The sequence below is a fragment of the Bacillus sp. 7_6_55CFAA_CT2 genome (genome assembly GCF_000238655.1).
Lineage (GTDB): Bacteria > Bacillota > Bacilli > Bacillales > Bacillaceae_G > Bacillus_A > Bacillus_A cereus.
Genome location: NZ_JH414717.1, coordinates 10,429 through 16,129, shown reverse-complemented (window position 1 = coordinate 16,129; position 5,701 = coordinate 10,429). Strand labels below are relative to the sequence as shown.

Below are 5,701 nucleotides of genomic sequence, written 5' to 3'. Positions count from 1 at the left end.
AAAACTGCTCCTATCAAGTATCGGTTTTTTATTTAGCCGAGCGTACTCCGAAAAACTGCTCCTATCTTTCTTAATTAAATTATACATAATACATGAAAACAATTCAATATTTTAAGCTTGTTTTTTATAAAAACCCCACCATTATCCATTTCATCTTTCTCTACTCACTTGGTGTAAATAAGCAGCCTTTCTTCCTAGTTCTTGCTGTTTAAAAACACGTTTACATTCATCATTCCAATCCCATTTTTTCTCTCCCTCAGGAGCTTTAGGATATTCAGGTTTTATTACTACAACGCCACCATCATTTTTCTCATAACGTAAATGTATTAATCTGTCCACAAAGGCTCTACCTGCATTATCATTGTCTACACATAGTGATACACTATCAGGTTCATCACCAAGTCGCTCACGAGATTTCAAATAGTAATTAAATAATACTTGTGGTTTTAACCCTTCCATACTCACTAAATGTGTATCTTTAAGGTCACGTTTATGTAGTGATGCATAACTCAACAAATCAATTGATGATTCAAAAAACTTTAAATTTCGAGGTTCACCATTTAGTACATTAAAGCCGTAGTTCGCTGTAGAGTTTTTTTGGATATTTTTCCACGCTCCACGTTTATATTTATCTGATTTAACCACGCCTTGCTCTGATCCACCCATTACCGCTCCCGTTTCACGATCTTTCCATAAAAACAAGACATTATTGTACTTATCTTGCTTAATCAAACCTTTATTATGCAATGCATCTACTACTTGAGGATCAATTTTCCTATCATTCACCAAGTATTCTTTTGCTCGGTCAAAATGAGATACCTCTTTATTAGAAAAATGTTCATAGTCATAAGGTTCACTTACGTATTTAACCTCTGAAGCCTTCTCATAATCTTTTTCTCCATCGAGTAAACGTTGCATAGCTCCTGGGAAGGATGCTCCTTCTACTTCCTGAACGAAATTTATAACATTACCGTTAACACCCCTACTGTTCCAGTAGAATTGATTTTTCTTTCTATCAATGATAAGGCTGTCATGATCTACAAGACGATAATAACGCTCGCTGTCGCTCTTTACAGGAATATCATTTTGCATACAATAATCAACAATATCAAGTGCTGCGGCTTTTTCAATATCTTCTTTTGTGTATTTTTTTGTATTTTTCGTTTTGATTTTCCATAGCGATTCCTCCAATAAAAAAAGACCTTGTATCATTCACAAGGTCTTTTCCGAATTTATTTTCTGTTATGCCTGCTCTAAAGCATTTCTTAATTCATCTACAGTAATTGCTTTCTTAGACTAAACATCACCTCCTTTTCTGTCCTACTGAATAAATTGCACCACTCAATCAAATAATGATTTAAAAGCTCCCAAGATTTCTGAAGTACCAAGCTGGAAGCTTGCTATTCCATAAGAATAAAGTTCATACATAACTACAATCGTGCTAATCATTAAAATTAACTTCTCCGCTATACCGTTATAGCTGTAATAAAAGACATTAAAACCGCTTTGGAAACTTTTATTTGATACTGGTAGCAGCCACTTAATTCCTTTTTTAGAGAAACTATCTTCCACCAAATGCAGAAAATAACCAGCCAATATGCACATACCGTTCGTAAATGATAAAGGTGTCATTCCTACTGCAAATAAAATAGGAATCAGCACAAGCACTAATCCAAATAGCGAATGTGTGATTCCCCTATGACCAAATACCGTATTCATAAGATCTGATACTCCACGAGTTCTTCGGCCGATCCATGAATGTTGTTCATCTATATCAGGCAATAAAGCCCCAAAACTAACCGCTATAACATTTCCAACCGTAAGGTTGCCTGTCGAAGCTAAAACAGGCAGAGCGACCGCTAAGCTCGTTGTAAGGTGAGTTTTATACTTCATTAGTACTTACATCCCTTTCATTAGTTAATAATCTCGACCATTCATTTGTCGCATCATATATTGTCTTCTTGCCTGTTCCTTGTCCTGGGATACATGTGCATGCTCTTCATGATGAACTGTATCTTTTCCAATATGCCGTTTCCCAGCATTAGGAGTGATTTTTGCTTCTTTTACCTGCATAGCGCCATAGCCTTTCTTCACTGATCCAACTGTCTTAGCAGATTCCATCTGACACACTTCTTCTTCAATCTCACTTTCGTAATCAGCTGTAATCTCTTCTAATGGATTAAAACGAAGGTCACCATCTTGATATGTCTTCTCCTCGATATATTGAATTGGTGCAATTCGTTTTTCTTCAACATCACCTCGCAGTGTTTCTTTATGCGCTTCACTAATAGATTGATTTATCTGATTCACCGCTTCAAATACAGAGTGATTAAAATCAAAACCAATATCACTATCTGATATATACTCAGAAATACATTCCACTTTCATATTCTGCTGCTTGTCTGTTGAAACTTTTACAATAGGTGTCTCATAAAATTACTGTTTCAATAAGATCTGCCTGATAATATGGTTCAAGGTACTTGTCAATATCATCTATATTTTTCTGTTCTTTTTCTGTCCCATATCTATTAACAACAGCATATAATTCACCAAGATTTAAACGCATATTAGGATGAATTTCTTCTATGACTCGATTATCTTCAGATAATTGAATTTCATATCCCTCCCAATGTCTTTCTAGATCTATTCCTACTTTTTCATAAATCTCCTGGTTTGTTTTCTGCTGTATATCGGTTATTACTTCAAAGTTATCCATTATTTTCTCTTCTCCTTATCAATTAGTATTTCTATAAAGAAGACACCGGTTAAGGTGTCCTTTTTATCTTTCCATCTGCTGCATGTAAAACATACGTGCCATTCTTCTAGATTCTTGCTTATTAGTAGCAGTTGTATCTTCATCTTGTTCTGTTTCTTTAGAAGAAAAATGGTCAACCTTATCCTGTTGATTCTTACCAATTACAGTAGTATCTACTGCTCTTAGTTTTTCAGGATTAGATTGACCTTTTGTTTGTTCATATTCATTTATTTCTTGCTGCAATGCTTGTTTTACTTCATCCGATAAATAACTTTTCTCATCTAATATTTGCTCATATGGAGACTTATATCCTCCATCTCCTAAATCTAATCGATCCATCGTAATTACTTCCACTCGATTAAAATCTTTATCCATTTCTTTTGGCAGAATTAAATGATAGCGAGTTTTTTCATAAGGGACATATTTACCTTGCTCTTTTGCCTTTTCAGATTCAATATCTATTTCCGCAATTCGTTTACTCATCATTGCATTCGCTTCACCAAAAGAAATTACTTTATTCGTCTCTAAATCTGCTTCAGACCACTGGATAACAACCATAGGTTTATTAATTTCTTTATGATCTAATGCAATACAATTTACTTTATTGCCTTTATTGAACCCTTCAATATACTCTTTATCATTTAAAGTATTAGCATTTTCTACATCGTTATATGATTTATCTTTACCTGCTCTTTCCCGTAATTCACGTACAGTTACAATTTCTTCTTCAGTACTTGTTAAAGCGCCATAGCGCACTAAATACACATCCTCTATTTCCCCCTTACTCTGCTCCATATTCTTTTCCATCTCCCTTTGTAATTCGGAAATTTTCTGATCAATTGTATTAATAAAGCCCCTTGCTGTCTCATGAACACGCATTATAGATTTATCTTTCTCTTCTATATCCTGTCCATTTTTTGTCCATTGAGCAATATAAGGAACAGTTACTTCACTAGTATCCATACCATAATGCTTACATACTACATAGGAAGTTAACTCCGCTTCAAATTCTTTTGTAGGTGTATGTTCCGAATGATCAACTTTTACATTATGTAACTTCGCATGAGCTAATTCATGTAGAGCCACAGCTAACTCTTTTGTTTCGGTGTTCCGAGTATTCATAACAATCTCAGAATGAGAACCATCAATAGCTTGTATATGCATACCATGAACATTACCTAATTCATCTACTAATGCATCTCGATCCCCCATCATTTTAATTTCAATATTTTCTTTTTCTGCTAAAGCCTTAATACCTAGCTTTAAAAACTCCTTGTTCTCCTCAGAGACCTCAAAGTTGAATTGACGATTAGGAAATATTTTAGGTAGATCCTCAGGTTTAGCGGTTGTTTGCGAAATATCAAAAGCTGTTCCCTTTAGATAATAAGTAGTTTTCTTTTGTACTTTCAATTCTCCCTTTTTCACCTGTTCTTTTTGTTCTTCAGTTAAATTTTTCAAAGGAATGGCTGCTTTCGTCTTCGGATCTCTTACATATTCTTTTGTATAAGGGTGGAAAACTTTCATTGCTTTCTCTCCAAATTTCGGAGAAAAACCAGCATCTTTAAAAGTTTTAAAGTTTGCACATGCATAAGCACTTTCAAATTGCGATCTAATTAACTGCATGTTTTTTGGAGTATAATTACTAAACTTCGCCATAAATTCAGCCAACTCTAACATATCTTCTGTAGATTTATAGTACTTAGTAATATCAGTAATAACCTTGTCCATAATTTCTTTTGTTTCTTCTTTTACTTGCTCTTTTGTCTTAGGTGTATATTTCTTTTTTGTGTACGTCATTAGCAAATTATCCCTCGTTCCTCATCGTATTCAACATAAGGTGAACTTCCATGTTCCACTTCTTCATTCATAAATTCTACATAGGCAGCCAATTCATCTTCAGAAACCTTAACAACAACTTTCTTATTAAATAAGTGTTTTTTCAGATGAACCTCATTCTTTACTTGATCCACATGAACAATCATATATAAATTTTGTTGAGACATTTTATACACTACCTTTCTATTATTACAGTGATAATTTAAAATATATCTTTTCGTAAGTTTGTTTTCCTCTATTCCAGGATAAATTCCAATCCTCTAATGATCCCGAATAAACTTCTTTAAATTTCACTATTGGATTCTCCATAAATCCCTCAATTGCAATTCCAAAACCTTTGCTATAAGTAGTTTCACCTTCATGTTTTTTCCACAATTCAAATTCTGTAATTTTGTATTTCTTAGCAAAATCAATAATCGTTTCCAGTAGCCAATTTTCATTTTTTTCTTCAGTTATTACTTTTTCAAAATCAACTTCAAAACAATCACAATAATCATCTTCTCTTGTCAGAAAATGAGTCTCACCTTTCTGTATGTACTCTTCTATTAACCTTCTATTTTCTTCATTCCGACTAAATCTTACGCTTGAAACAATTGAATAATAAACCTTGTTACTCATTTAATACCCTCCTTTTCTCAAATCAATAATCCACTTCTTGTTGCCTTGCAATACGTTCTTGTACACGTTCATATTCTCGTTCTGCACGCCATTTCGTTAAATCATCGTTCAATGCTGCTTCCATATTCCGAACATCTTTCTTACGTATTAACGGTGGTTTGTACTTAGAGTATTTACTATACTCCCGCCTTTTTTCTGACCGCCCCCTTTCATATTTCTTTTTTATCTGTTCATTTTTTTGCTGAAATTGATACAATGGATTCTCTTCATATGGTTTCTTATTCTTTAATTCTTTTAGTAAGGAATTACCCATACGTTTATACATATCTTTCATTTGATTCTTAGCATAATCTTTATCTTCTCGTTCTGATTCCCCATATAAACCTTTTTGGAAACTAGATTCTTTTTCTACTGCTTCTTTATATTCTTTAAATAGTGGATTGTCTTTCATTAGCAATCCTGTTAATTCATCAATTTTATTTCTAGTTTTTT

Annotated in this window: 6 protein-coding genes and 1 pseudogene; all 7 read right to left on the bottom strand. The window is 33.5% G+C overall.

The annotated features are described in order from the left end of the window. Window positions 1-150 precede the first annotated feature (150 nt). On the bottom strand, window positions 151-1,212 hold the full coding sequence (locus tag HMPREF1014_RS27655; protein ID WP_000614142.1) for a DUF3991 domain-containing protein: 1,062 nt from the start codon (window positions 1,210-1,212) through the stop codon (window positions 151-153). A gap of 129 nt (window positions 1,213-1,341) precedes the next feature. Further along, entirely contained in the window at window positions 1,342-1,893 is a 552-nt protein-coding gene (locus tag HMPREF1014_RS27650; protein ID WP_000875870.1) for a metal-dependent hydrolase, read from the bottom strand. A gap of 24 nt (window positions 1,894-1,917) precedes the next feature. Beyond that, window positions 1,918-2,716 (bottom strand): annotated as a pseudogene (locus HMPREF1014_RS27645) (hypothetical protein). 63 nt (window positions 2,717-2,779) lie between these two features. Continuing rightward, window positions 2,780-4,552, bottom strand: a complete 1,773-nt coding sequence (locus tag HMPREF1014_RS27640; RefSeq protein WP_000222651.1) for an LPD25 domain-containing protein — start codon at window positions 4,550-4,552, stop codon at window positions 2,780-2,782. Then, complete coding sequence (locus HMPREF1014_RS27635; protein WP_000082748.1) at window positions 4,552-4,758, bottom strand: DUF5511 family protein; 207 nt, start codon at window positions 4,756-4,758, stop codon at window positions 4,552-4,554. Before HMPREF1014_RS27635 ends, HMPREF1014_RS27640 begins: the two co-directional genes overlap by 1 nt. Before the next feature lie 22 nt (window positions 4,759-4,780). Next, the gene (locus HMPREF1014_RS27630) at window positions 4,781-5,209 is read right to left on the bottom strand and encodes a DUF5514 family protein (RefSeq protein ID WP_000066905.1); all 429 of its coding nucleotides are present in this window, start codon (window positions 5,207-5,209) and stop codon (window positions 4,781-4,783) included. Window positions 5,210-5,231: 22 nt separating this feature from the next. Beyond that, window positions 5,232-5,701 (bottom strand): relaxase MobL (gene mobL / locus HMPREF1014_RS32380; RefSeq protein WP_009327686.1); only part of this gene is annotated, 470 nt, incomplete at its 5' end.

Excerpts from the sequence above, each read along its gene's own strand:
- HMPREF1014_RS27655 (WP_000614142.1), bottom strand. The coding sequence starts at position 1,212 with ATGATACAAGGTCTTTTTTTATTGGAGGAATCGCTATGGAAAATCAAA.
- HMPREF1014_RS27650 (WP_000875870.1), bottom strand. The coding sequence starts at position 1,893 with ATGAAGTATAAAACTCACCTTACAACGAGCTTAGCGGTCGCTCTGCCT.
- HMPREF1014_RS27640 (WP_000222651.1), bottom strand. The coding sequence starts at position 4,552 with ATGACGTACACAAAAAAGAAATATACACCTAAGACAAAAGAGCAAGTA.
- HMPREF1014_RS27635 (WP_000082748.1), bottom strand. The coding sequence starts at position 4,758 with ATGTCTCAACAAAATTTATATATGATTGTTCATGTGGATCAAGTAAAG.
- HMPREF1014_RS27630 (WP_000066905.1), bottom strand. The coding sequence starts at position 5,209 with ATGAGTAACAAGGTTTATTATTCAATTGTTTCAAGCGTAAGATTTAGT.